This is a genomic window from Nocardia sp. NPDC059229, assembly GCF_042754165.1.
In the GTDB taxonomy this organism is placed as follows: domain Bacteria; phylum Actinomycetota; class Actinomycetes; order Mycobacteriales; family Mycobacteriaceae; genus Nocardia.
In genome coordinates, this window is record NZ_JBHZAK010000035.1 from 1 (window position 1) to 25,497 (window position 25,497).

The window sequence follows — 25,497 nt, forward strand, 5'->3', positions numbered from 1 at the left end:
GCAAGATCCACGGCTACCGCAGTCCCGCCGAGGTCTACGCTGACCACCTGAACAGCGGTGACGCACTGACCGTTTGAGCCCGCCATCGTTTCCGAGACGCCCTGGAAGTCAGGGAGCCGTGATGTCGGATGTGATCCCTTCCAGAAGCCAGCGCAGCCCTTGTTCGAAGCTGTCGTCGGGGTTGGGGAGTTCGGATGGGTTGTGCTGGAGGAGTTTCATCAGCCGCTGGTGGCCGGCCTTGGCCGCCGCATCGCGAAGATAGGCACCGGTGGGCGAGTCGAGCCCGAACGCCTCTGGCGACGACGCCAGGGTCTCCCGCAAGACGAATCCAGTGGTGTACTGATCGACTGCCTGCACGATCTGCGTCGCCTGTGCCGGTGGGACCCCCAGCCCGTCGAGCGCTTTGAGTGATTGCTCGATGTGTAGCAGTGCGTTCGGCCCGATCGTGGTGCGCTTGCCGACCAGGTCGGTGGCCCAGGGGTGTCGTTTGATCATGGCGCGCTCACGCCGGGCTACACGGGTGATCGACTCGCGCCAGTCCGTGGTCAGCTCGTCCTCGTCGAGGATGATCTCGCCTGCCAGCGCGTCGGCAAGCAGGTCGAACAGGTCGTCCTTGCTGTCGATGTGCGTGTAGAGCGCCATCGGGCCGACGCCCAGCCGTGCGGCGACCCGACGCATGGACACCGCGTCGAGGCCCTCCTCATTCGCGAGTTCCATTGCGGTGGCAACGATGTCGTCTCTGGTCACCGCAGGGCGTCGCCGCGGCGTCTCGCGCGCCCAGATCGGGGTGCCGGACGCGATGTTGTCTTCGCCGGAATCATGCAGCTCCACGGCACACAGCCTACCCGAGACACCGTATCGCTTGACAGAACACCGTATCGTTACCGATACAGTGTATTGATAACGATGATGGGGATTCACGCAATGACACAACCTGCAACGACATCGACCGACTTCGACCCGGCCCTGCGCAAACTCGTGATCGTGGTGGTGCTGGGCGCGATCATGACGATCCTCGACACCACGATCACCAGCGTCGCCGTGAACACCCTTGGCACCCAGTTCCATACGTCACTGTCGGCGATTCAGTGGGTGCTGACCGGATACACCTTGGCGCTGTCGGCCAGCATCCCGCTGTCAGGCTGGGCGGTCGTGCGGTTCGGCCCGAAGACGATGTGGATCGCCTCGCTGCTGCTGTTCATCACCGGATCGGTGCTGTGTGGGATGGCCTGGAACATAACCAGCCTCATCGCATTCCGAGTGCTGCAAGGCTTCGGTGCCGGCATGATCCTGCCGATCGGGCAGACCATGCTGGCCCGCGCCGCCGGACCCGCCCGCATGGGACGCGTCATGAGCGCGGTCGCGGTGCCCGCGATGCTCGCACCGGTACTCGGCCCGACCGTAGGCGGTCTGATCCTCGCTCACCTGTCGTGGCGGTGGATGTTCTACATCAACGTGCCCCTGTGCGCGATGGCCGTCATCGCCGCGATCCGGTTGCTGCCGACCGACGAGGTCCGCGATCGGGACGCCCAGCTCGACATCCTCGGATTGGTGCTGCTGTCACCGGGTTTGGGCGCGCTGGTGTACAGCACCGCGCAAGCGGGCAGCGGAACGAACCTGACCGATACCGGTGTCGTCGCCAGTGCACTGGCCGGTGTCGCGCTGATCTTTGGCTACGTCCTGCACGCGCACCGCAAAGGCGGTGCGGCCCTGGTCGACGTTCGCTTGCTGCGGGATCGCAATTTCGCCGCGGTCAACCTGCTGGTCTTCGCCTATATCGGCACCTTGTCCGGCCTGACGGCGCTGTTGCCGCTGTACTTTCAGACCGTCAACGCCGACAGTCCGCTGCGTTCGGGAGCGATGGTCGCGCCCGTCGGGCTGGGCGCGATGGCCACGACGCTGATCACCGGCAAACTGACCGACAGGCACTCCCCGCGACTGCTGATCCTCATCGGACTGCCTGTCGTGTTGTTGGGAATCCTCGGTCTCACCCAGATCGGTCCCGACACCAGCAATGCCCTGGTCGTGGCCACGCTGTTCGTGATCGGCCTCGGGCACGGCATGATCATGCCCGCCGCGATGAGCGCCAGCTACCAGACGTTGCAGCGCTCCGAAATACCCTCGGCCACAACCGCTACCAATGTCAGCCTCCGTGCGGCGAGTTCATTCGGCGTCGCTGCGCTGCTGGTGCTGGTCCAACGCAACATCGCACACCGGGGCCCCGGTGCGAGCGCGTTGACGACAACAGAGCGAACCGGCGAAGTCACCCGCACGCTGGCGCACGCGTTCACCCAAACCTACTGGTGGGCACTCGCGATCGGTGCTGTTGCGGTGGTACCCGCGCTGATGTTGCCGCGACGGTCTTCACGGGCATCCGCGCCAGTGCCTTCCAGGACCGGCACCGCCGACGACCGGCCCGCGGTCAGCTCAGCAGTAGGGAACGACGAGTAGTCCTCCGGGTTCTTGTTCTGATCGGCGCGCCGGGTGTCGATCAGAACAAGGTGTCACGAACCCGCAGCGGTCGGTAGCCGGTGGGGCCGAGCCGGGCGAGTTCGGCGTCGATGTCGACCTCGATCGCGCCGAAGAAGTTGATGTTCTCGCTGTGCGCGGGCGAGACGTGCGCGAGCACCTCGTCGTCGATGCGCCGCCCTTCACGGCGCATCTGTTCCACCGCCAGGCCGTAATACTCTGCGGTCCAGGCGATCACGGCGTTGGTGGCCAAGGTCAAACACCACGCCTGTTCGGTCTGGGACTCCAGATGCCGGGCGCGGATCATGCCTTCGTGGGCGTAGAGCAGGTCGCGGCGCAGAGCGTGCAGGGATTCGCCCTTGTTGAGCCGACGGGAGATCTTATGCCGATAGTCCGGATCCGACAGGTACTTCGCGGCGTAGATCGTTCTGCGCAGCGCTCCGTATTCTTTCAACGCTGCGGCCAGGGCGTTTTGGCGCCCGGACGCGGACAGCTTGCCAACCAGCAGGGAGGCCGTGGCGTGCCCGAACTTCAGCGATACGGCCAGCCGGAGCAGGTCGTCGTAGTGCTCGGCGATCAGATCCAGATTCAGCTTCCGCGTCAACAGCGGCCCAGCGCACGGGAACCGAGACTCCGCCTCGGAGCGTGGCCCCGGCCGGTACAGGGTGATACGCCCCAGGTCGCGGATGCGCGGGGAGAGCTGCATCCCGAGTAGATCGAACAGCCCGAAGTTGACCAGCGTTACGCCGTGGGTATCGGTGGCGTGTTCGGTGATCGGCAGATCGGTTGCGTTGCCGAGGATTTCGTCGAGCACGCAGTGCGCTTCGCGTTTGGTGGCGACGATGACCTTGGTGCCGTAGGTGGCGTGCTGGTCGGTGACGTGGGTGTAGGTGGAGAGCCCTTCGTTGGCGAAATAGCGGCTCAGGGCTCTGGCGGTGATCGACTTGCCGCGCGTGGGGAACCTTTGCCCGTCGCTGGAGGACAGCGTGCCCGCCCCGAAAATCGCGGTGAGCGGCAGGCTTTGGTGGTAGCCGATGAGCGCCCTACTCGCCGCGCGCAGCGTCTCCTCCCGCATGTACCACTCGGAGGTCCAGGCGAGGATGTCGTAGGAAATCCCGCAGGCTTCGGCCATCCTGGTCAGTCCGAGGTTGGTGGAAAAGGCCAACAGGACCGCGATCAGGTTGCGTTTCAGCTCCGGACTGCGGGCTTGCTTGCCGGAGGCGTGGGTGAAGCAGTCCAGGTAGCCGGTGCGTCTGTCCAGCTCGATCAGCAGCGACACGATCGGCGCGAGCGGCAGCATCTCCGTGAGCTCGGCCTCGAGCACCTTCGCCTCCTCCGGGACGTCTTCGGCGGTCAACGGCGAGATCACCAGATCGCCGTCCTCGTCGAGACGGGCAGGGCCGTCGCCCTCGGTCAGGACTGTCTCCAGCTCGCCGAGAGCCTCCTACAGTTCGTCGGTGGCGCGGGCCAGCGCGCGGGCCGGATCAGCGGATTTGCCGACCAGGCCGCAGAATTCAGAGCGTTGGGGCTCCCACTGCTCGGGTGTGAGCAGGTAGGCGGCCGGGTCGGCGTAGCGGCGTGAGCCAGGCACGTACACATCGCCGCTGCGCAAGCAGTCCCGCAGGCCGAGGAGTACGCACAGCTCCCAGTAGTGACGGTAGGCGGTCGCGCTCCCAGACCTGCGGGCTTCGTCGAGGTAGCCGCGCCATTTGGTGGGCACGAATCCGGTCGGCGCATCGTCGAAGACCTTCCGGCCGCAGGTGGCGTTGAGCTCGCGCAGCATGTTCACCGCGATCAGCAACTCGGTGGCCGCTGTACCGCCGGCGAACCGCACCGACGACAACACCGCCGGAGTGAACTGCCGCAGATAGGAATACGAGGCATCCAGGGCGGCCAGGTGGCCGTGATCGCGGGGCAGCCGTGGCTTGGCCTGCGCTGTTGCCGCGCGCAACCGCTCCCATCCGATCTTCTCGCCGCGGATCAGTCCGCCTCTCTCCTCGTCGGGGATCTGTATGTCGGTGATGATCGAGAGGAGATCGTCCAGCAGCGCTTGCGGCTCTTCACCGGTTTTGCCGCGTTCGGCCAGCTCCTCTTTCATCCGTTTCTCGGCAGTGCTGAACTTCGCCGAGATCGCCTCGTCGAACAGCTGCACCACCTCGTCGAGCACGTCGGTAGCCGACTGCGCCAGCAGCGTGAGCAGGATCGGATACCGCCTCTGCGGATCGCGCCGTTCCAGCGCTTGACCCGACGGCCCATCGTGGCCAGGAACCGTCGCCTCTCCGCAGGCAGCTCGAGGTCGGCGTGGGTGCGGGCGTCGTGGGCTGGCTGATCGAACAGTTCGGTATCGTTGGCGCGGGATTCGGGCTGATGGCACCCGCCGGCGTATTCGCCGTCGGGCCAGCACTGGTCATGCGCGACGGCGTGCAATACCTGTGGGCAAGCCGATCGCGTTGGCGGCCTTGGCGATCGGCGCGCTGATCTTCTACCTCGTGGCCAGCCCCGAAATCGCCACCGCGTCGGTGGTGGCGTTCGCGGTCAGCGAGTTCACCGACTTCGCCCTGTTCACCTGGATCGCACCGCGATGGACCCGCGCGGTGTTATCGGCGGAGTCGCCGGAGCGCTGTTGGACTCGATCCTGTTCCTCTACATCGCCTTCGGCTCCCTGACCCTGCTACCCGGGCAGGTACTCGGCAAGGTCTACGGGCTCGCCGTCGCCAGCCTGGTGATCGGGGCCCGCAGAACCTGGGTGGCGAGACGATGAAGTTCTATCTGGGCACCCACCAACCGAGTTGGCTCACCCGCACCATCATCGACTTGCGGTCGCTGGCACCGGATCTGCCGATCGTCCCCACCATCCAGGGCTTCAGGCACGCCGACTACGTTCTCCGGACTAACTCGGTGTCTAAACGCGCGGTAGCCGAATACACGCGGTAGCCGAATACACGATGGTTGTTCTACCCCATGACTCGCCCACCTTTCGGTGGATGGATAAACCGGTGCCTCGCCGGTCGTTGCTGGATCGTGCACGTGCTCAGGGTGGGTGCGGCGGCCTGCTCAGGTTGGCCCTACTTCTCCTGCCGGCCGAGGATCTGCTGAACATCGCTCGGCGCGGCCGCTAGCGCCGCCGGGTCGAGGGAGGCCGCCGTGACATGCGGGAGGTGGACGATGACGTCGTAGGCCTTCAACGCGTCCACCTCGGAGTACCAGGGACTGAGCCGCTGCTGGGAGGCGGCTCGGACGGCGTCCGCGTCGGCTGGCGACAGCCGCCTGAGGTCGGTCGCGAACGGCCCATCGCCGCTGGCCTCCATCAGTGCGTCGAGGCTGCCGGGATCCGGCGCTCCCAGGTCGGCGAACAGTTTGCCGGTGTAGAAGTCGGTGTCCGCGTTGAGGGTCTGCCCGGTGCCCGTGGTCTGGCCGATGACCACGTAGTCCTCGCCGAGGCGGTCGGCCAGGTGCACGCCGGCCGTTGTCACCGCGACCACGCCAGGCATATCGAGGGGCTCGCGGGAGATGTGGCCGTTGTGGGCGCCCAGCACGACCCGGCCATTGCTGCGCAGGATCAACTCGACCGTGTCGGCCATTGCGGCATCCCGCCTGAGCATCAGCTCGAGCTGGTCACCGTCGATCATCGCGCGGGCGGCCGTGTCGAGGGTGATGGTGAGGCGCATCGCGTGCAGCGCATGTTCGTAGTCCTCGGCCGAGGTCCGCCGGACGTAGTCGACCCTGTGCGCCTTCATCCGCTCGAGCAGATCGGACAGGCCGGCGGTCAGCGCATCCTTGATCTCGGTCGACAGCTTCCCGAGGGCGGCGACGGTCGCGGGGATCGAGAACGATGATGGCGCCGCGAAGGCAAGGATCTGCTTCCGGAGTGCGGGGTCCACCTCGAACGCGGGGTCGGCCTCCGCAAGAAATCCGATGACGGTGTCCAGGCCGGGCAGAAGTGATGCGTTCGAACCCGGCAGGTCGATGCCGTAGAAGCCGATCGGCCGCGCGGCGGTCTGGTTGTAGTTCCGCATCCATTCCAGCTGGTCGCGCATCTGGGTCCACAGCCCCATCAGCGAGGAGATGCCGTTGGCCATCACGGTGCCGATTTCGCCGACGCCTCCCGCGCCGCCCCGGATCCATTCATCGGTCAGCCGTCCCTCGACGAACCCCGACTCCATCGCGTAGGCGCTGAATCCGTGCCGCTCGACCAGGTAGCGCAGCAGCCGGTGTCGCAGGAGGTAGGACTCGGCGTTGTAGTGGGCGCTCTCGCCGATGGCCACGACCCGCGCATCGCCGATCACCTCGTCCAGCCAGTCCAGATCATCCAGCGCCGCTGCCGGGTCCAGCGTGCGCAGCGGTCGTATGGCCGCGCTGCTCAGCCGCGCCTGCGTGGTGGTATTCACGGTCACCGTCTTATCCCTTTCGAACGTTCTCAACATTGGAAACGGTACCAGATATGGGATAGTAGGGTGTGGACACGCTCGATCTCCTGCTTCATCCGGTGCGGCTGCGCATCGTCTACGCGTTGTCCGGCGGGCGCACGCGCACCACTGCAGACCTGTGCGCGAGCCTGCCCGACATCCCGAAAACCACCGTCTACCGGCATGTCGGCCTTCTGGCCGACGGTGGGGTGTTGGACGTGGCCGACGAGCAGCGGGTGCGCGGAGCGGTCGAGCGGTACTACCGGCTGCGTCAGGACCGGCCGACGATCGGCCCTGAGGCCGGTGAGTCGATGTCACCCGACGACCACCGCCAGGCTTTCGCCGCGACCATGGCGGTCCTCCTCTCGGAGTTCAACGCATACCTCGACCGGCTGGGCTCTGACCCGTACGCCGACAAGATCGGCTACCGGCAAAGCATCATCTGGCTCAGCGACGAGGAATTCACCGAGACGGCCGGCCAACTGAAGAAGGCCCTCCGGAAGATCGCGGAAAACGGTCCAGGCCCCGGACGCCGGCCGCGCCTCATGAGCCTGATCCAGTTCCCGACCGCGGGGCCGGCCGACGACTCCCCCGATGGGCTGCCGGGCCAGGAATAGCAAGTCCGACGGGTCGGGCGATGGTGGATAGCAACCCGCGATCCAAGTGAGCCGGTAATCGAAGCCACGCAGCTCGCTCATCTCGGCCGCCGTGGCGGCGTGGGCGTTGGTAGGTCGACCATTCGAGCCTGCGAGCGGAGCTTTCGCATCTGGGTGAGTTTTTGGTTGGCCGCGTCGAGACTGATTCGCAGACCGTCGACTTCGCCGAGCCAGCCGCGTTCGATTGCCTCGCGCAATCGGTCGTTGAGGTTGACGATGATGGCCAGCAGCCGCGGTTCCTGCGCCGGGTCCGGTCCGAGAACTGGGCATCTGATGCAGGCGTGCTCATGTCGGCAAGGACCCCGACCGAGGACGTCACCTGGTCGATGCCGCCGCTCCCGCATTGGAATCGGGGTCTCGACGCCGTGACGTGGATTGGCGTGGCTTCCACTGGGATTCGCGATCGGTATCGGCATCGGCCTGGGTACCGCGATGACGCCACGCTTCGGCGTCAAGGCGGTGGCCGCCACCGGCTTCATCGGCGCGGGGGTGGGTCTGCTGCTTACGAGCGGCATGCCGGGCTCGGATACGAATACCGATACGGCCGCACGGTTCGATCAGGCTCCGCTCAAGGATTTCGTTCGTCGCACCGAGCGCCAGTAGCCGCTTGCGCACGTCCGATAGATTCATCTTCGCCGATTCCATTGGGGCGTAAGCGTTGTCGGCGTACTTCCACGGGTAGAGGATCAGGTTCTTCTCATCCAGGACGGTCAGCGAGTAGCGTGCACCCTTCGGGCGGGGAGTTCGCATCTGGGTAACCGCGGTCAATTCCAGGTGCAGGTGCCCAAAGGAGGTTCCCCGAGATCGCAGCCAGTTCAGGAAATCGACTGCGGCCCTGGCTTGTTGGCGCGCGCTGGTCCAGGCCGAGAGGTCGACCAGAAATCCGGCGCTAAGGATTTATGGCAGATAGCCGCGCACTATCTGCCACAAGATCGGAGCCTCCGAAAACCGGAGAACACCAGCGGCGACAGCGATGGTGCACTCGACGGCGGCAGAGCCACCGCCAATGCCGTGCACCTCATCACCGAGGCCAAGCGCCCGGCCTAGGCCGACCGCTCGATTGGGGCCTGAACCCGCAACAGGCGGTGTCCATGATCGATTTGCTGCCAACTCTCCCACCACCAACGTCGGCGGTGAGCATCCGATCGTCAACGCCGCCGATAACGACGACCACGACCCCATTGGAACCAATGCCCGCCGCCCGTCAGGGTGGTCGCTCGGCGCCATTCCGTGCGGCCCGATCGGAACACGACAGAACGCGGGATCGACCGCCGCACCCACCCGCTGCGGGATCATCCTGTGCTCTGGTGACGTCGGCCGCGCCGACTACGCCGCCGCAAAGTTGATGGGTAGAGCTCACGGATGTCACCGCTGTCCGAAACCCCATGCGCAGGTGCAACTTTCGGTGGTGGGGACGTCTCGACGGTGTCGCAGGCACCACCCTGGATTGGGGGGTCAGCGCTACTGTGGGGGTGTGCTGACGTGCCTACCGTTGGCGATCATGACGCACAGTAATGAACTGCGGACCCGATTCGCAGCGGGTGCGGGCATCACTGCCCTGATCGCCGCCACCGCCGCGATACTCTCCCCCCAGGCCGCCGCCAGAGAAGTCGCCCCTGGACTGACCTGCGGCGACGACTACACATGCCGTAACGACACCGAGGACACCTACCGCGTGACCTGGCGGATGAACTGCACCACCGGCATGGGACAACAGACCACCAGTTGGGTCGGCCCGCACCGGACCGAGGTGTTGCGGCCTTCCTGCCCGACGCTCATGAAGCCTGGTTTCGGACACGATTTCACCGAGTGGATACCGGGCGACCCGCGCAGCATCGAATACCTCGGCGCACAGGTGGACAACGATCCAGCCCCACACGAGCCGCCCCCAGCCGGGTCCGCTGGCTGAAATGACACCGCCTCCGAACCGCTGCTGAGACTCGCCGACGGCTCGATCGCGCTCGAGGTCCACGGCCACCACGGTTCCCGGACCACCGAACCCGCCAAGCTCCAGCACGCCGACATGCTGGAGTGACAGCCTCTCTCGGGCTCTATCCGGGCGGCATCTATCGACTGAGGTAGGCCAGCACGGCGAGGACGCGGCGGTGGCCGGTTTCTTCCGTTGGCAAATCGAGTTTGGTGAAGATATTGCCGATGTGTTTGAGGACGGCGCGTTCGGTGACGGCGAGTTTTCGGGCGATCTCGCCGTTGGCATAGCCCTGGGCCATCAATTCGAGGACTTCTCGTTCTCTGGGCGTCAGGGTGGAAACGGGGTCGTGGCGGGTCATGAGCTGGTCGAGGACTTCGGGGTCCATGATCGTGCCGCCTTCGGCGATATGGTGCAGGGCTCGCAGGAAGTCGTCAACGCGTGCGACACGGTCTTTCAGCAGATACCCGACCCCTCCGCCGTCACGGATCAGGTCACGGGCGTAGCTCTGTTCGACATATTGCGAGAAGACGAGTACAGGCTGGCCGGGAATTTCCGAACGCACGCGTAATGCCGCGCGGATGCCTTCGTGGCGGAAGGAAGGAGGCAGCCTGACGTCGACGATGGTGACGTCGGGGCGGTGTTCACCGGTGGCGGCGACGAACGAGTCGCCGTCTCCGGTAATCGCCACGACTTCATGGCCTTCCTCCTCCAACAACAGCGAGAGTCCCTGAGCGAGAACAACATTGTCCTCAGCGATCACTATGCGCATGGGCACTCCGCTCGCAAGATCGTCGGTCCTCCGGCGGGACTGTCCACGGTGAGAACACCATCGAGTGCTTCCAGTCGCCGCCGCATACCGGCCACACCCGTGCCGCCGGACTCGTCGACGCCGCCACGCCCGTTGTCGCGTATCTCGATCGTGACGGATTCGCCGATCGCGCGGATGTCGACCAGTGCTGCGGTGGCGCCCGAATGACGGGCGATGTTGGTGAGCGCCTCAGTGACCACGAAATAGACCGCCGCTTCCACTGCAGCAGGCGGGTTCTCGATGATCTCGACCCGCACACGAGTGGGAACGGTGCAACGTGCCGCCGCGGCGGACAGGGCGCCGTCGAGTCCGTAGTCGGACAGGATCGGCGGATATGTGGTGCGCAATACTGTCCGCAGATCGGCCATCGCAGCTTCCGTACCGTCGCGCGCTTGCTCCAACAGCGGCGCGACCGAGGCTGGATCGCGTTGCAGCACACGCAGTGCCAGTCCCAATCGCAGTGCGAGGGCAACCAGGTGCGCCTGCGTGCCGTCGTGCAGATCGCGCTCGATGCGCCGCAGGTCCGCAGCGTGTGCGTCGATGGCCCCGGATCGGGTGCGCCGCAGTTCGGCGACCTGTTGCGCCATGCGCCCTCGTCTACTTGCTCGTAGGCCCGCCCACGACAGCCACAGGCCCGCGCGAGCGACCCTCGGCCCACAAACGACGGCCGCCGCCACGGTGATGACCAACTGCACGACTCCCGCCGTGAACGCCGACATCCACCCGGTGATCGGAACATTGGCGATGATCCGGATGGGGTCGTCGGCCGGGAACAACCACCACAGCCACACCGCCGCGAAGCAAAGCAACGGCAACACGAACAGTGCGATACCCAATGCGCCCAGCAAAGTTCCGCCGAACAGCATGATCACGGCCCATCGCAACTCGCGCCATACCGCTGGGTCAACCACGAGCGCGGGCAGCCACCGGAAAGGCCGCCCTGTCTGCGGTTCGCATCTTAATTCCAGTGACAGGCCCAGCCTGCGGCGTTCGGCATCCGCGATCCGTCCGAGAAGCCATAATTGTGGTGGCACGAGTACGAATCCAATGCCCACAACACACGTGACCGCGGTATAGGCCATCGCGGGCACCGCGATGATCGCGTAGAGGCCAATCCCGAGCGTGACCGCACTGGCGCGCACCCCGCCCCACACACGATCCCACCGCAACACACCAGACACCTCGAGAGTCTCTCATCCCAGCTCAGCCACCGATGGTGTCGCAGGCTCCACCATCGGCCGGGGTGCGCACGTCACCGCGCGACCACCGTGACGTGCATAGCGTTGCCGAGTGTGACGAATCAGAGCGAATTGCGTTCCGCCACTGGAGATCATCGAAATGATCCGATCAGGCGGGCTGTCCGGGAGCTGTGGTATTTCGTGCCGGCCGCCTATATCGGCGCATGGTTGGTGGCGTCGCCCTTGTGGCTGTCGGGATTCCGGCGTGCGGCGCCGTCACAACATGCGGGGCCGTTGGTGGCGGCATGCCTGTTCACTATGATGGTGGTCCCAGCCGCGGTGGCGATCGTGCTGACTCGACGGCATCATCCATGGCGCAGCCTGCCGCGGATCCTCGCGCTGGGCCTGCCCCGTTCGCCACGGCGAGTCCTGCTCCAATGCCTGTACGCCAGCATGGCTTTGCCTGCGATCACTGCTGTGGGCTTGATCCCCGCAGCAGTGCTCGGTACGTATCGACCGACATGGTCGGATTCGTGGTGGTCGTTGCTTGCGCTACCGGTATCGGCGCTGGTTTCCCTTCCGCTGTACCTCGGCGAGGAGATCGGTTGGCAGGGATACATGATGCCGCGATTGACGCTTCGCTTCGGCACTGTGGGGGGCATCTGCCTCGGCGGCGTGCTGTGGGGTCTGTGGCATCTGCCGATGACTGCGCTCGGCGGCAGCTATCCTGGCCATCCGCTGTACATCGCGATCCCGGTGGCCGTGGCCGTCGCGGTCGGCGCAGGCGCCTTGATTGCCGTCATCCGGATAAAGACTGGTTCGGTCTGGCCCGCAGTGGCAGCCCACGTCGGATTGAACGAGTTCGCGCTACCACTGCCACGACTCACCGCTTCCCCCGATCACGTGCCCGACCCCCTGCTCGTAGGGCCGCTGGGCTTGCTCACTTTGCCGATCCTCATCATCGCCGCAATCGCCGCCCTGCGCACCGTCCGCGACGTGCGTCGCCCCGACGCCTCACGGTGACCAGAAGTGTCGGCTCGCTGCGGCTAAGAGCTCCTGACAGGTTCGGCGCGGTGACGTCGGGTTCTGTTGCAGTGCAGGATGTTTCGGTGTGGCGCACCTTGGATCGTGGATGACGAGTTGTGGGCGGTAATCGAACCGCTACTGCCGGTGAAACCGGCCGGGACGCCGGGACCGCTGTCGGCCGCAAGACACCGGCACAGGACTTCGATCGACGCCGTGCCCTCGAACTCACCGACCTGCTGGGCATCGAGCTCACCGACTTCCCCGGCGGCCACAACGGCAACATGACCCACCCGGCCGCCTACGCCGAGACGATTCGCCGACTGGCGGCCGGGGATCGGTGATCAGTGGGGAACGCGGAGGATTGCGTCGCAAAACGGCGGCCTGCTGGGCCTCCGCCATCACCGCGATGGCCTGGACGAGTTCACTCTCGGCGGACAGCCGCCGGTGGAACTCGCTGTCGACGCGGATGATGTTGGCCAACGTCATACCGTCAACGTGGTCGGACTTCACCTGGGTCATGGAATGGCGTTCGCGATAGCGGGCGAAGCCACCATCGGATTGATCGCATAGACCGGGCGGCCGGTGACGCAGAACCAGATCGGCCCCGTCTCGCAAGAGGACTGGGTGCCCAGATAAGTAGCAGAGCTCAAGCTGAGCTACCGACCACCCGATTCCGCTGCCGCCGGCTGCGGCTGTGGTGCGATAGTCGGCGATCCGATCTCCTGCGTCTACCTACTGGACTGGGGAATACCGGATTCCCGGTCGTAGGTGAGGAAGGCCGCTCCGCTGTCGAGGACAGTGTGGTCGCTGAGCACCCAGGCGTTGGGCGCGAAGGCCGCGGTCCGTCCGAACAGGGGTATGCCGGTGCCGATGGTGAGCGGGCTGAGTTTCACGATCACGCGGTCGATCTCGCCGTAGAGTGCGTCGGCCAGTTCGCCGCCGCCGACGAGCCAGATGTCCTTGCCACCATTGCGCTTCAGCTTCCGTACCGCCGCTACCGGGTCATCGGCGACGAGTTGTATGGCGGGGTCCGGGCTTTCGGTCAGTGTCCGGGAGAAGACCAGGTGCTCGAGGTGGGGGTAGGCGTCGGTCACGCCGGCCGCGAGGCCGACCTCGTAGCTCTTGCGGCCTTCGACGACAGTGTTGAAGTGGATGCCTTCGGCGGTGACACCGAGTGCGGCTCGGGCCGGCCCCGGCAGGGTCTCGGGGTACTCCGCGATGATGTGTCGCAGGTAGTCCTCGGACGGGGCCCAGAAGCCGCCGGGGCCGGTGGGGTCGGAGCCATCAGGTCCGGCGATGAAACCGTCGAGGGTGGAGGCGATGAAGTACACGAGCTTGCGCAAAGCACATCCTTTGTTGATCGGTCGGTGTGGACGGTGGGGTACGCCGACCGAGGCCGGACACCACCGTGGTGGCACTTGTGGCTGTGGGAAATGGAGTGACGATGCGCTCCACCGCCTGCGCGACCAGGTCGTCACGCGCGGCGTCTGTGAAGACATCGGGAATCTGCTGGCCGGTGCGGGTATAGCTTGCCGTGCGTGATGAGGGATCTGGACCAGGACGAGCTGATCGACCGGTCGAGGCTGGAGAGGAACCCTCTCGGCCGAAGCGGTTGTTGTTGTCAACGGCCGTTCGCGAATGCCACGTTCGAGGTGGTGACCGTATCCGGATCGGTGGAGCGTTGCGGTGCCGGGGAGCCTTCCGCGGGGGTGGACCTCACCAGCCATAGGCCGGTGAACAGGGCGCTGGCCAGTGTGATGGCACCGGCTGCGACGAAGGCGTTGTTGAGGCCGGTCTCGAAGGAGGCGCCGCCGGATTGCCGGGTGCGGACGATGGCTCCGAGCACCGCCACGCCGAGCACCGCGCCGATCTGCCGGGTGGTGCTGCTGATGCCTGATGCGAGGCCGCCTTCCTGCGGGCTGACTGCTTGGATGGCGGCACCGGTCAGTGGGGACATGGTCAGGGCGAAGCCGATGCCGACGATTCCCAGCCGCCACCACACGTTCCCGTAGCCGGTGTCGGCGTGCACCATGCCGAGTGCCAGCAGTCCCAGGCCGGCCAGGGCCAGGCCTGTGGTGACCACGATTCGGAAGCCGTACCTGGCGGCGAGCCGGCCCGCGTACGGGCTGACGATCACCATGGCGAGGGATACCGGCAGGGTCTGCAGGCCGGCGCGCAAGATCGAGCTGCCCTGGACGTACACGAAGAACTGGGAGAAGAAGAACGACGAACCCATGAGCGCGAACCCCACCACGACCATGGCGGTGTTGGACACGGTGAACAGGCGCTGCCGGAACAGCCGCAGCGGCAGCATCGGCGCCGAACTACGTCCTTCGATGGCGACGAAGGCGGCGAGGAGGATCGCCGCGGCGGTGAAGCTGCCCAGGATCACCGGCGACATCCAGCCGCGGGCACCACCCTCGATCAGCCCGTAGGTCAGCACCCCCACCCCCAGAACGGACAACACCGTCCCCGGGATATCGATCGCGGGAGCGCTCGGATTGCGGGTTTCCTCAAGACTGCGTAGACCGACCAGCAGCAGCACCACGCCGATGGGCAGATTCACCAGGAAGATCGCGGGCCAGCCGAAGGCATCCGTCAGCACGCCGCCGGCCATGGGGCCCGCGGCCAGACCGATTCCGCTGAATCCGGCCCACAGCCCGATCGCCTTGATTCGTTCTTGCGGCACGGGATAGGCGGCGGCGAGCAGGGCCAGCGAGGCTGGGCTCAGCGCCGCGGCCCCGATGCCCTGCAGCACCCGGCCGGCGACCAGCCAGCCGAGCGAGGGCGCGAGGCTGCACAGCAGCGATGCGGCGGTGAACACCACCACGCCGGTCAAGTACACCCGCTTGCGGCCGAACCGGTCGGCGAAGATGCCGCCGGACAGCAGCAGCATTGCGACCAGCAGTACGTAGGCGTCGACGATCCATTGCAGACCGGTCAACTGAGTGTGCAGCCGGTGCTGCATATCGGGCAGCGCTGCTCCAACAATCGTGTTGTCGAGCAGGACCATGAATTGGCCGAGGCCAGTCACCGCCAGCAACACGGCCCGGCTTGATCGACTGCCTACGGCCGCATGCGATGGAGCCAAAGGGATTTCCTCTCAATCGTTAGTTGCGCCCGGCCGAGGTTGACACGGATGGCGATACGCCTGGGCAAGCTAAAGCAGTCGGTGACTGCGTTAGAGGACTATAGAGATACTGCCACGCAAACGCAATTCTTAACTGCGTTAAGGTGAAGGGCGTGAACGAGCGACAGCGAGTCCGGCGGCCCGGCGGGCGCACCGCGCGCGTCGGCGCGGTGGTGCACCAGGCCGTCACCGACCTGATCAGTGAGCGCGGCTACGGCAACTTCACCGTCGGCGAGGTCGCAGCCCGCGCGGGAGTAGCCGACAGCAGCATCTACCGCCGGTGGGGCAGCCTGGAAGCCCTGCTCACCGAGGTGGCGCTTGCCCGCCTCAACGCTCAGTCTCCGATGCCCGACACCGGGAGCCTGGCCGGCGACCTGCGCACTTACGCGGCCAACGTGGCCCGCGAGATCACCGGACCCGACGGTCTGGCGGTGGTGCGCCTGGCCGTCGCCTTGTCGAGCAACGGTCAGCAGGGCCTGCAGGCTGCTGACGGCCTCCGCGCCGAACGCATGCGGCAATTACAGTCCATGCTCGATCGCGCCCGCGACCGTGGTGAGCACGCACTCGACGCAATCGACGTGCTGGATCACATCCTGGCCCCGATGTACATCCGCGTCTTGTTCGGCATGGTCCCGCTCACCCCGGACTACATCGACAGGCTGGTCGACCGATTGCTGTGACCTCCCCGGTTCCCACGATCAGCCATCGGACAGGGTGCCCAGGGCTCCATGAGGTTCTCGCCCACACGCGCCTGGCCAGCTCGGGCACCAAGGCGGGCCGTCACCGCGGATCGGGGGTGAAGTCGATGTCCAGGCGCGGGTCGTTGGCGTCGGGTTCGTCGGCGAGCTCGTGGGTGGAGTATTCGCCGAAGCGGCGCATGTACTCGGTCAGGTACGGCGAGACCTGCGCCAGATCCTCCGGGTCGATCTTCTTCTTCGTCCTGCAGCTGGCGGACGATCTCGGCGATGTCGAGCGCGCTGTGGAAAATGGTCGCGTTGGCCAGCAGGGCGTTGAACTTCGCGGTCTTCTACCGCTTGAGGGGTAGTTATCGGCGAGCACGAAGACGCGGGCCTTGCCGACCTCGCCGAAGAATACGGCGTCGGGCGCTCCACCGTCCACCGCATCATCAGCCGCACCGCGCCACGGGCATAGCGCCTGCGACGTACCGGAGTCGCCGTCCTCGGCAGTTCTGAGGATCCGCTACTCGACACCCGGAAGTGGTCCACCACACCGGAATTGACCATCGCGATGGCCGACTACATCGACAACTTCTTACAAATATCGCAGAGCTTCTCGCGCCCACCAGAGGTCACATCAGATTGATTGAGCCGGGACATTTCGGAATCACGGCTCGTCTGCAGGCGCTAAGCGTTACTTTTCGCGTCACTGGCACTCATGGGCCGTTCCCCTGGGCGGGCTCAGTCGGCGCGAACGCTCTTATCCTCGCCCATGAGATCGGCCATATCTTCAATCAGAACCACCTGAACCTGTGCGGCATGTCGGGCGACGACCCCGCCGCGTTCCCGAACCGCGGGATAGTTCCTGTGACGGGATAGGACATGTGGAACGACGAGGTTGTCCGACCCGGCCGAATCGACCTCATGATGAACAACTACTGCCTGCAATCCATGGGTCTGCAGCCCTGGCCGCATCCAGAACGATGGCGGCGCATCTTCCTGCAGGTCGGTGCGTCGTGAACGTCGTACTCGTCACGGGGACCATCGACTCGAGCGGCCGCTTTACCGCCGGTTGGTGGAGCAGCACACCGGATCGGCCCGAGCCGGCTGCCGACCCGGGCTCGCCTGCTCCTGGCCGTCGTCACAGTCGTTGTCCTACTCCTTGTGAAGGGTTGCCGGGCAACGAGTTACAGACCGGACGAAACGTCACTGCGCTACAGGTCCAGCGACGCGCGCAGCGCCTCCTCGACCCTCTCCATGGTTTCTGGGTCGGTGCTGACGATCCGCTCACCCACCCATTGGCGGTACAGCCGATGCGTCGCGGCCGTATTAACCCACCCGTGCTCGGGGATCGGCACGGTCAGCAGGTCGCCGTCACCTTCTTCGAGCAGGTCCAGGCCCATGAACCAGGGCCGCTCGCTGTCGAGCACCGCCTGGTTGGACGCCAGCAGCACGATCTTCGTCAGTGCCGCACCGGGTTGTCCGTAATAGTGGATATCCCCGCGCCTCACGCAGCGCCCTTGTTGCGGCGCGCAGCCTCAGCAGCATCGGCAGCGGCCTGCTCGGCCTCGTACTCGGCGGCGGCGTCCGCCTCGGCGACCGGCTTGCTCACCGGCCGGAAGTCGCGAATCGCCTTGTCACGGCAGGCTTTCGAGATCCATGCCGAGGGCGACATCCCGGCCAGACCAGCCTCACGTTCGGCGATCTCCCAGGCGCTGGACTCCAGCGACAGCGAAACCTTCGTAGTCCGACGAGTCATACCTGCGATCCTACCCGCGACCCGACCCGATTGTCATGCGACCGGATACGGCTGCGGACCACGGCGACGACGTGGTGATCCTGCCTCCCGAAAGACGCTCCGCCTCTGCCCTCCGAGACGTTTGCCGATCGTCCCTCTTCACTTCGTTTGCCCGATTCCAGGAAGTGCCTACATTGACCACCTCGTCGTCGGACCATGCCGCTTCCTCCACCCCGACCCCGCACGGCTCTGCGACAGGCGCGGGCGATCCTCGGATTCCGCTCTACACCGAGTAATTCGCCGCCGACCCGCATCTGGTGTATCGCCGGATCGGTCAGGAGCCGATGTCTGCGGGTTCTCGTTTCCCTTCTGGATCAGCGCTGGTTAGTTCTTGGCGCGCTGGTAAGCGTCGACGATCTCGGCCGGGATACGGCCGCGCGAGGAAACCTGGTGCCCCTGAGCACGCGCCCATTCACGGATCGCGGTGCTCTCCTCGCGGTCCACCGCCGGACGGGTGCGGCCGCCCGCTGCCACCTTGCCGGTCCGCTTGGAACGACCGACCTTGCGGGCCTTATCGGTCCACGGTTCCAGGGCCTCCCGCAGCTTGCCGGCGTTCTTGTTCGACAGGTCGATCTCGAAGTCGTTGCCGTCGATCGAGAAAAAGACGGTCTCGTCGGCCTTCGATTCGCCGTCGTAGTCGTCAACCAGAGTTACGGTGACTTTCTTCGCCATGGACTGCCCTTCCGCGTGTGACGTGTTCGGGGCAGCGGGCGGTACCCGCATTCCACCCCCGATTTCAGCGACATTACAGCGCAGAGACGAGTTGGCACCCTCCGTCCCGGCCGCGACGTCCAGAACCCAGGGGTGTTCGTGGGCGAGCGCGCCGAATTTGCTTGTGGTGGGACGGATTTCGGTTGGGCGAATTCTCCGGTGATCACACGTTCACCAACCACGTGCGACCCCACTCGAATGCCGGGCTGCTAGCTGGCAGACCTGTAACTCGATGCCCAGGGCTTGCTCAGGACATCGCTGCGGTGGCGCCGGATCCCGGCCGGTGCCAGTCTCACGGGCCGGCCACGCCCGCAGGCCAAGCCTTAGTCGGCTCAAGTAGCCCAAACACCCACCGGATTCCGACGGGTTCCACCACACCCTGTCCTGGCCCGCAGTGAACGCGGTGACAACGGGTCGGGGCCGTCGTCGTAGTCGTGAGTCGTCGTAATCGTGATCTGTGGGTTGCCACCCGCAGGCTTGCGGCCAGCATGCATGAAGGACGCGCGCAGCATTGAACAGACTGCGGTTACTGCCGATCAGCTGGATGTCGCCGTAGCGCGCGGGATGCGCTGCGTCCATGTCGGTATCCAGACCTCGGTATCGGGTGCGCCCGCTCGCCTGGAGTGGAGGTGGTCGCGGAGTTTGGTGAGCGCGGGATGCGGATTGTCGTCGCGCCAGATTATTGACATCGGGTAGACCGGTGTCGGGTTACGCAGCGGTATGCGCCGCAGGTCGTAATTGTCCGGCCACAGATATCGCGTGCCTTCGCCGATCAGGGTCGCCAGGTCCGATGAGTCGGCGATCTCGTCCAGCAGGGCCTCTTTTGCGAAGACAGGGCCGAGTACGTCGATGGTGAATCCGAAGGTGGTGGTGAGTTCGGCGTAGTAGTCGGCCACCTCGCCGCGGGCAGGAAGGCCCGGCATCCAGATTCGGTGTCCGGCCAGTTGCGCGGGCGTGACGGCGCGGGCGTTGGCGAGCGGGTGGCGGGGGCCGACGAGCAGCTGGTGCGGCTCGTCGATCACTCGGGCAGTGCTGATCGCCGTGGGCAGATGCTGCTGCGGGGGGACGGCGTGGAAGGTGGCATCGATCGTTCCAGCCTCGACAGCGGCGATCGCTGCATCGAGGTCGGCATCGAGGGTGACGACGTCCAGTTCGATGTCGGGATGCGTGCGGTGGAATTCCTGGAGGCGCACTGCCGTGACGACGCGCCGGGCGACGACATCGACGCGTAGCACGCGTCGGCCAGGGCGCACGGAGGCGTCGGCCCGGTCGACGACCCGGAGCAGTTCGCGCGCGTGGGGCAGGAATGCCTGGCCGTCGATCGTGAGCTGGGCCCCGCGGGCCGTGCGGGCGAACAAGCGCACATCCAGGTATTTCTCCAGAGCCGCGATGCGCTTGGAGACCGCCTGCTGGGTGATCGACAGCGTCGCGGCGGCTTCCTGGAATTGGCCGGCGTCCGCAACGGCGACGAAGGTGCGCACGGCATTGAGATCCACGCGGCAAACCCTACTCACACAACATACGGTTGTGGCTCGCCGCCAGCTCAGTTGTTTGATTCCGCCCCTTCGGCCTTGTTTTGATCACAGCCATCAACAGCGAGTTGTTCGAAGCGGGAGGTACGGAGCTTGGTGACCAGACGATCCCTGGGCCGGCAGTTCGGATGGCTGTGGACGTCCTACGCAGTCAGCGCCTACGGCTCCGGGCTGGGGTTCGGTGCGTTGCCGCTGATCGCCGTGCTGGTGTTGCACGCCGGCCCCCTTCAGGTGTCGGCGCTGTCAGCGGTCGGGCCGGCAGTGGGCGCCTTGATCGCGTTGCCGCTCGGGCCGTGGGTGGAGTTTCGCCGCAAGCGACCGGTGATGATCACGATGGACCTGGCCCGGTTCGCGGTCATGATGACGATCCCGGTCGCCTACGCCTTCGGCCGGCTCGGTTTCGTCCAGTTGATGGTCGTCTCGGCCGTGGTCGCCGCGGCCAAGATCGCCTTCAATGCGGCGAGCGGCGCCTACCTCAAAGCCCTCGTCCGGCCCGACGACCTGCTCGTGGCCAACGCGCGGTTCGAGTCCACGAACTGGAGTTCCATCGCCGTCGGGCCGCCACTGGGTGGGGCGGCGATCGGCATGTTCGGGCCGGTCACCACCGTGGTGGCCGACGCGCTGAGCTACCTGCTCTCCGCGCTGGGGGTCGCAGCGATTCGCGGCCGAGAACAACATCCGCAGCGAACCGACAAACGCCAGCTCCGGGCCAGCGAGTTGCTCGATGGGTGGCGGCACCTGCTGGCCCATCCCGGCCTACGGGCGCTCTACCTCAACCAGCTGGTCGTCAGCGGTCTGATCATGGCCACCGAGCCGCTGTTGGCCGTGCTTCTGCTGCGCCAGCTCGGATTCCCACCCTGGCAGTACGGGCTCGCCTTCGCCGCCCCCTGCCTCGGCGGACTCATCGGCTCACGCCTCGCCAGCCGTGTCGTGGCACGATACGGCCAACACCGGATCCTCCGTACCGTCGGCACGCTGCGCGCGATCTGGCTGATCGGCCTCGCGTTCGTCCAACCCGGTGTCATCGGCCTCGCGACGGTGATCGCTGTCGAGCTCGCGATCATCATCAGCATGAGCCTGTACAACCCGGTACTGGCCACCTATCGACTCGAACACACACCCAAAGACCGCGTGGCCCGGACCCTGTCGGCCTGGTCGATCAGCAGTAGCGCCTCCATCGCCATTCTCAGCGCGCTCGGCGGACTACTCGCCGACGCCACCAGCCCACGCACGGCGATCACGATCGCAGGACTGCTGATCCTCGCCAGCCCGCTGCTGCTACCCCGCCGCCAGGATTCCCCACTCACACCCGACCCTGCGGTGGCAACAACCCATGCCCAACCACAGGCAGCAGGCGTTTCGCATGAAGCCAAGTGAAATGGCCGCCAACAGCTTTCAAATGCGGCCACGCGACAACAGCAAGAAACTGGCTCCCAGCCACACATGAGACCCCGAGGCTCAGCCGCCCATGCAGAAAAGGCACAATTCATGACTGTCACCGCACTCGACTCCTCCAGCGCTCTGGTCATCATCGACTTACAGAACGCCATCATCAACGCTCCCACAGTCCCCTATACCGGCTCCGAGGTCGTGGCCCGGGCCGTCGAGCTGGCCCGCGCCTTCCACGAACACAGCGCCCCGGTCGTCCGTACGGGTCACGGCCCGGGCGGATGGATCGGATGCCGCACCAGGCCGCAACGAAACCCCGAGCCAGCCCGGTCCCTTGCCCCAAGGCTGGGATGTCATCGTCGGTGACCTCGCCGGCCACCCTGACGACATCACCGTGACCAAGCGCGCCTGGGGTGCCTTCTACGGAACCGACCTCGACCTGCAACTGCGCCGCCGCAGCGTCACACAGATCGTCCTATCCGGGCTCACCACCAGCATCGGTGTGGAGTCGACCGCCCGCGCCGCCTACGAACACGGCTACCACGTCACGCTCGCCACGGACGCCATGGCCGATCTGGATATCGAGGCGCACCGCAACAGCATCGAACGGATCTTCCCTCTCCTCGGCGAGACCGGTTCCACCACCGAGATCGTTGACCTGCTTGCCAAGACCCGCAACTGACACCCGCGCCCCAGGATCAGTCGTCCTTCCTCGTCAGGGCCGGTGTGGTCGGGGTCACGTAGCGGGTTCCAAGCGCCACCGAGGTCAGGCAGCCGGAACGAGTGAGGGGCCGTGGACTGATGTGCCTGAGCACATACGCCGACAGCGGGCGATGTCTTCGTCCACCACTAGCTGGCCCTGCGCGCGCAACTCGGCAGCTGGCACGACATAGTCGCCCCGCTCGTCTGAAAGGCCGCGCTCCTCGGACCCACGCGTCGGCAAGATCGCCGCAGCGCGCGTAGAACAGCGACCGCACATGCAGTGATCAGAAGAGGGCGTCGCGCACGCGTAGCGGCTGGTATCCGGTCGGGCCGAGCTGGGCCAGTTCGGCGTCGATGTCGACCTCGATCGCGCCGAAGAAATTGATGTTCTCGCTATGCGCGGGCGAGATGCGGGCCAAGACCTCGTCGTCCACTCGCCGCCCAGCCCGGCGCATCTGCTCGACCGCGAGCCCGTAATACTCTGTGGTCCAAGCGATCACCGCGTTGGTGGCCAGGGTCAGACACCATGCCTGCTCGGTCTGCGCTTCCAAGTGGCGGGCGCGAAAGGCCCCTTCGTGGGCGTAGATGAGGCCGCGCTCGAGCGCGCGGATGGATTCGCCCTTGTTGAGCTGACGGGTGATCTGGCGCCGGTAGTCGGGGTCGGTCAGGTACCGGCAGGCGTCGATAGTGCGGCGCATGACACCGTATTCCTTCAGCGCCGCGGTCGGCGCGTTCTGCCGCCCCGACGCCGACAGCTTGCCGAGATCATGCCGCGCAACCGAATACGACACGCGGCAAACGAATCACGGCGACATGGGACACGGTCTTGGTGTGTGACGCACCGACACCATTCGCGCCAGCTCGAAAAACGGCAGGCGGCATGCCGATTCGGTGGCCGGGTTTCCGATGAGACTCCCACGCAGGCCTTTCGCTCAGAAATCGATCGAACTTGTCACGCCGAGCAACCTGGGCCGACTGCTTGCAATCCCAGCCCTACTGAGAGAGGCAGACATGGCACGGATTCGTCTCTGCGACAACGTAATTCCGATCATTACCGTGTATGGGACCGAACACCCGCGGCGGCTGGGGTGAGGAAGGGTTGAAACGTCCGGCCCGGGTTCGGAAGAAACGCCGGATCGGTCCGGGCCGGAATCAACGGCTGCGAGCGTCAAGACCGGATCAGATGTGGGCACTGGATTTCCAGGTCGATGTCACCGTCGACGGCCGGCAGATCCGCTTCCTCAACGTCGTCGACGAGTTCACCCGAGAAGCGCTCGCGGTCAGGGCCTTCCGTTCCTGCACCGCCGATGCGTTGATCGCGGTGCTCGACGAAATCATCGCGGCCACCGGCCGCAAGCCGACCCACATTCGCATGGACAACGGCACCGAAATGACCGCCCACGCCATGACCGACTGGTTGCTGGTTCACCGGGGTCGATGCAGCGTTCATCGACCCGGGGTCGCCGTGGCAGAACGGGATCTGCGAATCGTTCAACGGGCGATTCCGCGACGAATTCCTCGACTGCGAGGTCTTTCACTCGCTGACCGAGGTTCAGGTCCTTGCCGAAGACTGGCGCATCGAGTACAACAACTATCGGCCACACGGATCGCTGAACTTGCTCAGCCCCAGCATATTCCGTCAGCAATGGTCACCGACAGAGTTCAACCAACCACTGCAACTCACATGATCGGTGGACCTGCAATCGGGGCCCAGTCACCTGACGAGAAAGAAGTGCTGGTTATCGACGCGCGCGAGCTGTATATCGTTGGCGTTGGCGCATCAAGGCAATCGTGATGGGAGGCGAGCAATGACTGCGCTGGAGCAGAAACTGCACCTTGTCCGCAAGAAGCTGACCCCCGCACAGGTAGAAGAACGCCGCCGCGAAGCCGAGAAGCTCCTGGGCCGCACGTTGCCGCCGCGTCGTACCCCGGCCGCGGCTGACAAGTAGAAACCAGCCAACAACTCTCTCTCTGCCACAAGGGCCGTCGGCGTCCAGGACCTGACCTGGGCTGCCGCTGCCGATGTCAACCCACGATTATGCGGCCCTCGCCGCGGCCGGCCGGGCGTCGATAGGTGACCTTGTCGAACTCACGGCCGAACTCATCGACCGCGGTCACGTCAATCTCGCTGGCAAAGATGCCTGGCCGCACATCGACCCGAATGAAGGAATACCGGCTGTACCGCACCCGGGACCAGGCGATGTCGGACTCACCGTGATCCTTGCCATCGGCACCCCACAACGTGCTTCTCGGGATGGTCTTCTCGGGCAATTCGTGGCCGCGATAGCTCTCTTCGGCAGGGAAGCCGGCATGGATGGCACCGCCACCTCCGACGACGTAGTACACGGTGCCATCGGTGTCGGGGTACACGATCGAGTTGTCCAGCGCGGCTTTGGTTGCCCGGCCTGCGCGTATCGGATCAGTGCGCTCGAAGTTGTGGTTGTGTCCCTGCATTACGAGATCGACCCGGTGCCGATCGAACATCGCGCTCCAAGCGCCGCGGACCCCGCCGTCGCTGGCCGCGCCGACTCCGGTCTTGTACGCGCATTCGTGGAAGAAGCAGACTATGAAGTCGATGTCGGGGTCCCCACGGTATGCGGCCAGCGTGCGGTCTGCCCAACTCGTTTGCGCGCCATCGGAATAGCCGAGATTGGCACGCACCTGATAGCTGACCTCGTTGGCATCCAGCGACAGCACCGCCACATTGCCGTACCGGAAGGAGTACACCGAAGGACAGCCGACCGGACCGCCGCCGGGCATGTCGAGTCGCGCAGACAGTCCGCCATAGCCGTGCGCGCCGTAAACGACCTCCATGTCGTGATTGCCGGTGGTGAACATCCAGGGCACCCGCGCGGCGCTGGATTCGATGGACTGCAGGTAGTTGTCCCACACGAAAGGGTTGTAGGCGTCGAACGTCGGGCTTCCGGCGAGATCCGCGCCGTCAGCGACCGCCTGGGCAATGAATCGATGCTCAGTCGGCGTCGGCGCTGCTGAGTATGTGATCCAACAGTGCGAACCCCGACCGGATTGCCGGGCGAACAGTTCTAATTGGTTGCGGTGATGCATGTTTCGAGTGCGGAACGGC

Annotated in this window: 27 protein-coding genes and 5 pseudogenes; 18 read left to right on the forward strand and 14 right to left on the reverse strand. The window is 65.5% G+C overall.

Annotation, left to right across the window (positions count from 1 at the left end):
• Window positions 1-108: 108 nt before the first annotated feature.
• Window positions 109-831, reverse strand: a complete 723-nt coding sequence (locus ACFXHE_RS40975) for a TetR/AcrR family transcriptional regulator (protein WP_379390646.1) — start codon at window positions 829-831, stop codon at window positions 109-111.
• A 93-nt stretch (window positions 832-924) separates the two neighbouring features.
• Between ACFXHE_RS40975 and ACFXHE_RS40980 the strand changes: the two genes are divergently transcribed.
• Complete coding sequence (locus ACFXHE_RS40980) at window positions 925-2,451, forward strand: MDR family MFS transporter (RefSeq protein ID WP_379390648.1); 1,527 nt, start codon at window positions 925-927, stop codon at window positions 2,449-2,451.
• A 40-nt stretch (window positions 2,452-2,491) separates the two neighbouring features.
• On the opposite strand, the pseudogene ACFXHE_RS40985 reads toward ACFXHE_RS40980, so the two are convergent.
• Window positions 2,492-4,758 (reverse strand): annotated as a pseudogene (locus ACFXHE_RS40985) (Tn3 family transposase); the annotation flags it as partial.
• Between the two features lie 27 nt (window positions 4,759-4,785).
• Between ACFXHE_RS40985 and ACFXHE_RS40990 the strand changes: the two are divergent.
• The 3 genes from ACFXHE_RS40990 to ACFXHE_RS41000 all read left to right on the forward strand — a co-directional run bounded on the left by ACFXHE_RS40990 (window position 4,786) and on the right by ACFXHE_RS41000 (window position 5,403).
• On the forward strand, window positions 4,786-4,947 hold the full coding sequence (locus ACFXHE_RS40990) for a hypothetical protein (protein WP_379390746.1): 162 nt from the start codon (window positions 4,786-4,788) through the stop codon (window positions 4,945-4,947).
• 103 nt (window positions 4,948-5,050) lie between these two features.
• Window positions 5,051-5,230 (forward strand): hypothetical protein, encoded by a 180-nt coding sequence (locus tag ACFXHE_RS40995; protein WP_379390650.1) that lies wholly within the window; start codon window positions 5,051-5,053, stop codon window positions 5,228-5,230.
• Window positions 5,227-5,403 (forward strand): hypothetical protein, encoded by a 177-nt coding sequence (locus tag ACFXHE_RS41000; RefSeq protein ID WP_379390652.1) that lies wholly within the window; start codon window positions 5,227-5,229, stop codon window positions 5,401-5,403. Before ACFXHE_RS40995 ends, ACFXHE_RS41000 begins: the two co-directional genes overlap by 4 nt.
• Before the next feature lie 131 nt (window positions 5,404-5,534).
• Here the strand turns inward: ACFXHE_RS41000 and ACFXHE_RS41005 are convergent, their stop codons facing one another.
• Entirely contained in the window at window positions 5,535-6,863 is a 1,329-nt protein-coding gene (locus ACFXHE_RS41005; protein ID WP_379390654.1) for an erythromycin esterase family protein, read from the reverse strand.
• A gap of 62 nt (window positions 6,864-6,925) precedes the next feature.
• Between ACFXHE_RS41005 and ACFXHE_RS41010 the strand changes: the two genes are divergently transcribed.
• On the forward strand, window positions 6,926-7,492 hold the full coding sequence (locus ACFXHE_RS41010; RefSeq protein WP_379390656.1) for a helix-turn-helix domain-containing protein: 567 nt from the start codon (window positions 6,926-6,928) through the stop codon (window positions 7,490-7,492).
• A 354-nt stretch (window positions 7,493-7,846) separates the two neighbouring features.
• Here ACFXHE_RS41010 and ACFXHE_RS41015 read toward each other — a convergent pair whose 3' ends face one another.
• The gene (locus ACFXHE_RS41015; protein WP_379390658.1) at window positions 7,847-8,281 is read right to left on the reverse strand and encodes a hypothetical protein; all 435 of its coding nucleotides are present in this window, start codon (window positions 8,279-8,281) and stop codon (window positions 7,847-7,849) included.
• A 305-nt stretch (window positions 8,282-8,586) separates the two neighbouring features.
• On the opposite strand from ACFXHE_RS41015, the pseudogene ACFXHE_RS41020 reads away from it, so the two are divergent.
• Together ACFXHE_RS41020 and ACFXHE_RS41025 are read left to right on the forward strand one after the other, a co-directional pair.
• A pseudogene (locus ACFXHE_RS41020) lies at window positions 8,587-8,714 on the forward strand (hypothetical protein); the annotation flags it as partial.
• 318 nt (window positions 8,715-9,032) lie between these two features.
• Entirely contained in the window at window positions 9,033-9,440 is a 408-nt protein-coding gene (locus tag ACFXHE_RS41025; protein WP_379390747.1) for a hypothetical protein, read from the forward strand.
• 157 nt (window positions 9,441-9,597) lie between these two features.
• Here ACFXHE_RS41025 and ACFXHE_RS41030 read toward each other — a convergent pair whose 3' ends face one another.
• Both ACFXHE_RS41030 and ACFXHE_RS41035 read right to left on the reverse strand, forming a co-directional pair.
• Window positions 9,598-10,230, reverse strand: a complete 633-nt coding sequence (locus ACFXHE_RS41030; RefSeq protein WP_379390660.1) for a response regulator — start codon at window positions 10,228-10,230, stop codon at window positions 9,598-9,600.
• Window positions 10,221-11,423 (reverse strand): sensor histidine kinase, encoded by a 1,203-nt coding sequence (locus tag ACFXHE_RS41035; RefSeq protein WP_379390662.1) that lies wholly within the window; start codon window positions 11,421-11,423, stop codon window positions 10,221-10,223. The genes ACFXHE_RS41030 and ACFXHE_RS41035 overlap by 10 nt, the downstream gene beginning before the upstream one ends.
• A 138-nt stretch (window positions 11,424-11,561) precedes the next feature.
• On the opposite strand from ACFXHE_RS41035, the gene ACFXHE_RS41040 reads away from it, so the two are divergent.
• Together ACFXHE_RS41040 and ACFXHE_RS41045 are read left to right on the forward strand one after the other, a co-directional pair.
• Window positions 11,562-12,470, forward strand: coding sequence for a CPBP family intramembrane glutamic endopeptidase (locus tag ACFXHE_RS41040; protein ID WP_379390664.1), 909 nt, complete (start codon window positions 11,562-11,564; stop codon window positions 12,468-12,470).
• Window positions 12,471-12,589: 119 nt separating this feature from the next.
• Entirely contained in the window at window positions 12,590-12,814 is a 225-nt protein-coding gene (locus ACFXHE_RS41045) for a hypothetical protein (protein ID WP_379390666.1), read from the forward strand.
• Window positions 12,815-13,201: 387 nt separating this feature from the next.
• Here the strand turns inward: ACFXHE_RS41045 and ACFXHE_RS41050 are convergent, their stop codons facing one another.
• Both ACFXHE_RS41050 and ACFXHE_RS41055 read right to left on the reverse strand, forming a co-directional pair.
• On the reverse strand, window positions 13,202-13,816 hold the full coding sequence (locus tag ACFXHE_RS41050; RefSeq protein WP_379390668.1) for a dihydrofolate reductase family protein: 615 nt from the start codon (window positions 13,814-13,816) through the stop codon (window positions 13,202-13,204).
• Window positions 13,817-14,094: 278 nt separating this feature from the next.
• On the reverse strand, window positions 14,095-15,507 hold the full coding sequence (locus ACFXHE_RS41055; RefSeq protein ID WP_379390670.1) for an MFS transporter: 1,413 nt from the start codon (window positions 15,505-15,507) through the stop codon (window positions 14,095-14,097).
• Between the two features lie 209 nt (window positions 15,508-15,716).
• Here ACFXHE_RS41055 and ACFXHE_RS41060 point away from each other — a divergent pair, with 209 nt between their 5' ends.
• From ACFXHE_RS41060 to ACFXHE_RS41070, 3 genes are all read left to right on the forward strand, one after another.
• Complete coding sequence (locus tag ACFXHE_RS41060; protein WP_379390672.1) at window positions 15,717-16,283, forward strand: TetR/AcrR family transcriptional regulator; 567 nt, start codon at window positions 15,717-15,719, stop codon at window positions 16,281-16,283.
• Between the two features lie 367 nt (window positions 16,284-16,650).
• Window positions 16,651-16,755: a helix-turn-helix domain-containing protein gene (locus ACFXHE_RS41065; protein WP_379390743.1), complete on the forward strand. Its 105-nt coding sequence runs from the start codon at window positions 16,651-16,653 to the stop codon at window positions 16,753-16,755.
• Window positions 16,756-17,162: 407 nt separating this feature from the next.
• Window positions 17,163-17,300, forward strand: a complete 138-nt coding sequence (locus ACFXHE_RS41070; RefSeq protein ID WP_379390674.1) for a hypothetical protein — start codon at window positions 17,163-17,165, stop codon at window positions 17,298-17,300.
• A gap of 194 nt (window positions 17,301-17,494) precedes the next feature.
• On the opposite strand, the gene ACFXHE_RS41075 is transcribed toward ACFXHE_RS41070, so the two are convergent.
• From ACFXHE_RS41075 to ACFXHE_RS41090, 4 genes are all read right to left on the reverse strand, one after another.
• On the reverse strand, window positions 17,495-17,791 hold the full coding sequence (locus ACFXHE_RS41075) for a hypothetical protein (RefSeq protein WP_379390676.1): 297 nt from the start codon (window positions 17,789-17,791) through the stop codon (window positions 17,495-17,497).
• Complete coding sequence (locus ACFXHE_RS41080) at window positions 17,788-18,039, reverse strand: hypothetical protein (protein ID WP_379390678.1); 252 nt, start codon at window positions 18,037-18,039, stop codon at window positions 17,788-17,790. The genes ACFXHE_RS41075 and ACFXHE_RS41080 overlap by 4 nt, the downstream gene beginning before the upstream one ends.
• A 363-nt stretch (window positions 18,040-18,402) precedes the next feature.
• Window positions 18,403-18,750 (reverse strand): Lsr2 family protein, encoded by a 348-nt coding sequence (locus ACFXHE_RS41085; RefSeq protein ID WP_040860441.1) that lies wholly within the window; start codon window positions 18,748-18,750, stop codon window positions 18,403-18,405.
• A 575-nt stretch (window positions 18,751-19,325) separates the two neighbouring features.
• Window positions 19,326-20,285, reverse strand: coding sequence for a LysR family transcriptional regulator (locus tag ACFXHE_RS41090; protein ID WP_379390680.1), 960 nt, complete (start codon window positions 20,283-20,285; stop codon window positions 19,326-19,328).
• Between the two features lie 132 nt (window positions 20,286-20,417).
• Between ACFXHE_RS41090 and ACFXHE_RS41095 the strand changes: the two genes are divergently transcribed.
• From ACFXHE_RS41095 to ACFXHE_RS41105, 3 genes are all read left to right on the forward strand, one after another.
• Window positions 20,418-21,698 (forward strand): MFS transporter, encoded by a 1,281-nt coding sequence (locus tag ACFXHE_RS41095; protein ID WP_379390682.1) that lies wholly within the window; start codon window positions 20,418-20,420, stop codon window positions 21,696-21,698.
• Window positions 21,699-21,809: 111 nt separating this feature from the next.
• Complete coding sequence (locus ACFXHE_RS41100; protein WP_379390684.1) at window positions 21,810-22,076, forward strand: isochorismatase family protein; 267 nt, start codon at window positions 21,810-21,812, stop codon at window positions 22,074-22,076.
• Complete coding sequence (locus ACFXHE_RS41105; RefSeq protein WP_379390686.1) at window positions 22,045-22,392, forward strand: isochorismatase family protein; 348 nt, start codon at window positions 22,045-22,047, stop codon at window positions 22,390-22,392. The genes ACFXHE_RS41100 and ACFXHE_RS41105 overlap by 32 nt, the downstream gene beginning before the upstream one ends.
• A 304-nt stretch (window positions 22,393-22,696) precedes the next feature.
• Here ACFXHE_RS41105 and ACFXHE_RS41110 read toward each other — a convergent pair.
• Window positions 22,697-23,176 (reverse strand): annotated as a pseudogene (locus tag ACFXHE_RS41110) (Tn3 family transposase); the annotation flags it as partial.
• A gap of 296 nt (window positions 23,177-23,472) precedes the next feature.
• On the opposite strand from ACFXHE_RS41110, the pseudogene ACFXHE_RS41115 reads away from it, so the two are divergent.
• From ACFXHE_RS41115 to ACFXHE_RS41125, 3 genes and pseudogenes are all read left to right on the forward strand, one after another.
• Window positions 23,473-23,859: pseudogene (locus ACFXHE_RS41115) on the forward strand (DDE-type integrase/transposase/recombinase); the annotation flags it as partial.
• A 31-nt stretch (window positions 23,860-23,890) separates the two neighbouring features.
• A complete protein-coding gene (locus ACFXHE_RS41120) occupies window positions 23,891-24,100 on the forward strand; it encodes an integrase core domain-containing protein (protein ID WP_379390744.1) in 210 nt (69 codons plus the stop codon).
• 120 nt (window positions 24,101-24,220) lie between these two features.
• The gene (locus ACFXHE_RS41125) at window positions 24,221-24,361 is read left to right on the forward strand and encodes a hypothetical protein (protein ID WP_379390688.1); all 141 of its coding nucleotides are present in this window, start codon (window positions 24,221-24,223) and stop codon (window positions 24,359-24,361) included.
• A 76-nt stretch (window positions 24,362-24,437) separates the two neighbouring features.
• Here ACFXHE_RS41125 and ACFXHE_RS41130 read toward each other — a convergent pair.
• Window positions 24,438-25,497: pseudogene (locus ACFXHE_RS41130) on the reverse strand (phosphoesterase); the annotation flags it as partial.

Bases quoted from the DNA above. Each gene is read 5' to 3' on its own strand.
- ACFXHE_RS41070 (WP_379390674.1), top strand. From the start codon at position 17,163: ATGTGGAACGACGAGGTTGTCCGACCCGGCCGAATCGACCTCATGATG.
- ACFXHE_RS41085 (WP_040860441.1), bottom strand. From the start codon at position 18,750: ATGGCGAAGAAAGTCACCGTAACTCTGGTTGACGACTACGACGGCGAA.
- ACFXHE_RS41015 (WP_379390658.1), bottom strand. From the start codon at position 8,281: ATGCGAACTCCCCGCCCGAAGGGTGCACGCTACTCGCTGACCGTCCTG.
- ACFXHE_RS41000 (WP_379390652.1), top strand. From the start codon at position 5,227: ATGAAGTTCTATCTGGGCACCCACCAACCGAGTTGGCTCACCCGCACC.
- ACFXHE_RS40980 (WP_379390648.1), top strand. From the start codon at position 925: ATGACACAACCTGCAACGACATCGACCGACTTCGACCCGGCCCTGCGC.
- ACFXHE_RS40995 (WP_379390650.1), top strand. From the start codon at position 5,051: ATGGACCCGCGCGGTGTTATCGGCGGAGTCGCCGGAGCGCTGTTGGAC.
- ACFXHE_RS41125 (WP_379390688.1), top strand. From the start codon at position 24,221: ATGACTGCGCTGGAGCAGAAACTGCACCTTGTCCGCAAGAAGCTGACC.
- ACFXHE_RS41030 (WP_379390660.1), bottom strand. From the start codon at position 10,230: ATGCGCATAGTGATCGCTGAGGACAATGTTGTTCTCGCTCAGGGACTC.
- ACFXHE_RS41080 (WP_379390678.1), bottom strand. From the start codon at position 18,039: ATGACTCGTCGGACTACGAAGGTTTCGCTGTCGCTGGAGTCCAGCGCC.
- ACFXHE_RS41025 (WP_379390747.1), top strand. From the start codon at position 9,033: ATGACGCACAGTAATGAACTGCGGACCCGATTCGCAGCGGGTGCGGGC.
- ACFXHE_RS41100 (WP_379390684.1), top strand. From the start codon at position 21,810: ATGACTGTCACCGCACTCGACTCCTCCAGCGCTCTGGTCATCATCGAC.